Source organism: Paenibacillus sp. HB172176, from assembly GCF_011947265.1.
Classification (GTDB): domain Bacteria; phylum Bacillota; class Bacilli; order Paenibacillales; family Paenibacillaceae; genus Pristimantibacillus.
In genome coordinates this window covers 1-2,515 of sequence record NZ_JAATHD010000059.1, presented here as the reverse complement: position 1 = coordinate 2,515, position 2,515 = coordinate 1, and the positions used below count along the sequence as shown (strand labels likewise).

Sequence of the window (2,515 nt, the reverse complement as noted above, 5' to 3'; positions counted from 1 at the left end):
CCGCTAGAAGAGGTAAAAGCCCTGTAACCAAAAGTCAGCACTCTCCGAGATGTATCCTGAGTACGGCGGGACACGTGAAACCCCGTCGGAATCCGGCAGGACCATCTGCCAAGGCTAAATACTCCCTGGTGACCGATAGTGAAGCAGTACCGTGAGGGAAAGGTGAAAAGCACCGCGGGAGCGGAGTGAAAAAGAACCTGAAACCGTGCGCTTACAAGAAGTCAGAGCACATTTTATGTGTGATGGCGTGCCTTTTGTAGAATGAACCGGCGAGTTACGATCCCGTGCAAGGTTAAGGTGGAAAGCCGGAGCCGCAGCGAAAGCGAGTCTGAATAGGGCGAATGAGTACGTGGTCGTAGACCCGAAACCGTGTGATCTACCCCTGTCCAGGGTGAAGGTGCGGTAACACGCACTGGAGGCCCGAACCCACGCACGTTGAAAAGTGCGGGGATGAGGTGGGGGTAGCGGAGAAATTCCAATCGAACTCGGAGATAGCTGGTTCTCCCCGAAATAGCTTTAGGGCTAGCCTCGGATATGAGTGTCGTGGAGGTAGAGCACTGATTGGATGCGGGGCCCGCCAAGGGTTACCAAGTCTAGTCAAACTCCGAATGCCATCGACATGCTTACCGGGAGTCAGACAGTGAGTGCTAAGATCCATTGTCAAGAGGGAAACAGCCCAGATCATCAGCTAAGGTCCCCAAGTGTGTGTTAAGTGGGAAAGGATGTGGAGTTGCACAGACAACCAGGATGTTGGCTTAGAAGCAGCCACCATTTAAAGAGTGCGTAATAGCTCACTGGTCGAGTGACTCTGCGCCGAAAATGTAACGGGGCTAAACACACCACCGAAGCTATGACAGTGCAGCTTGCTGCATTGGGTAGGGGAGCGTCATGTATGGGTTGAAGTTGGACCGTGAGGACTGGTGGACTGTACATGAGTGAGAATGCCGGTATGAGTAACGAAAAGACAAGTGAGAATCTTGTCCGCCGAAAGCCTAAGGGTTCCTGAGGAAGGCTCGTCCTCTCAGGGTAAGTCGGGACCTAACGCGAGGCCGAAAGGCGTAGTGGAAGGACAACAGGTTGAAATTCCTGTACCACCGAAGATTGTTTGAGCGATTGGGGTGACACAGAAGGGCAGTGACGCGGGCTGATGGAAGTGCCCGTCCAAGCAGTGAGGCTTGTCGGTAGGTAAATCCGCCGGCTATAAGGCTGGGCTGTGATGGGGAGCGAAAATTGCAGTAGCGAAGGTCATGTACTCCGGCTGTCAAGAAAAGCCTCTAGTGAGATCCAGGTGCCCGTACCGCAAACCGACACAGGTAGGCGAGCAGAGCATGCTAAGGCGCGCGGAAGAACTCTCGTTAAGGAACTCGGCAAAATGACCCCGTAACTTCGGGAGAAGGGGTGCCTCGGTAGGGTGAATAGCCCGAGGGGGCCGCAGTGAAAAGGCCCAAGCGACTGTTTAGCAAAAACACAGGTCTGTGCGAAGCCGTAAGGCGAAGTATACGGGCTGACGCCTGCCCGGTGCTGGAAGGTTAAGGGGAGCGGTTAGGAGGTAACTCCGAAGCTGTGAACCGAAGCCCCAGTAAACGGCGGCCGTAACTATAACGGTCCTAAGGTAGCGAAATTCCTTGTCAGGTAAATTCTGACCCGCACGAATGGCGTAACGACTTGGGCGCTGTCTCAACGAGAGATCCGGTGAAATTTTAATACCTGTGAAGATGCAGGTTACCCGCGACAAGACGGAAAGACCCCATGGAGCTTTACTGTAACTTGATATTGGACTTTGGTACGATCTGTACAGGATAGGTGGGAGCCTATGAAATCGGAGCGCCAGCTTCGATGGAGGCAGCCTTGGGATACCACCCTGATCGTATCGGAGTTCTAACCTGCCGCCCTGAATCGGGCGGAGGGACCGTGTCAGGTGGACAGTTTGACTGGGGCGGTCGCCTCCTAAAAAGTAACGGAGGCGCCCAAAGGTTCCCTCAGAATGGTTGGAAATCATTCGCAGAGTGCAAAGGCATAAGGGAGCTTGACTGCGAGACCTACAAGTCGAGCAGGGAGGAAACTCGGGCTTAGTGATCCGGTGGTACCGCATGGAAGGGCCATCGCTCAACGGATAAAAGCTACCCTGGGGATAACAGGCTTATCTCCCCCAAGAGTCCACATCGACGGGGAGGTTTGGCACCTCGATGTCGGCTCATCGCATCCTGGGGCTGAAGTAGGTCCCAAGGGTTGGGCTGTTCGCCCATTAAAGCGGTACGCGAGCTGGGTTCAGAACGTCGTGAGACAGTTCGGTCCCTATCTGTCGCGGGCGCAGGAAATTTGAGAGGAGCTGTCCTTAGTACGAGAGGACCGGGATGGACGTACCGCTGGTGTACCAGTTGTTCCGCCAGGAGCACCGCTGGGTAGCCAAGTACGGACGGGATAAGCGCTGAAAGCATCTAAGCGTGAAGCCCCCCTCAAGATGAGATTTCCCAGTATGTAAGACCCCTTGAAGACGACGAGGTTGATAGGTTCG

1 rRNA gene is annotated in these 2,515 nt (G+C 54.5%); it reads left to right on the top strand.

Annotated elements, in window-relative coordinates:
• Positions 1-2,515, top strand: a 23S ribosomal RNA gene (locus HFP08_RS28690); the annotation flags it as partial.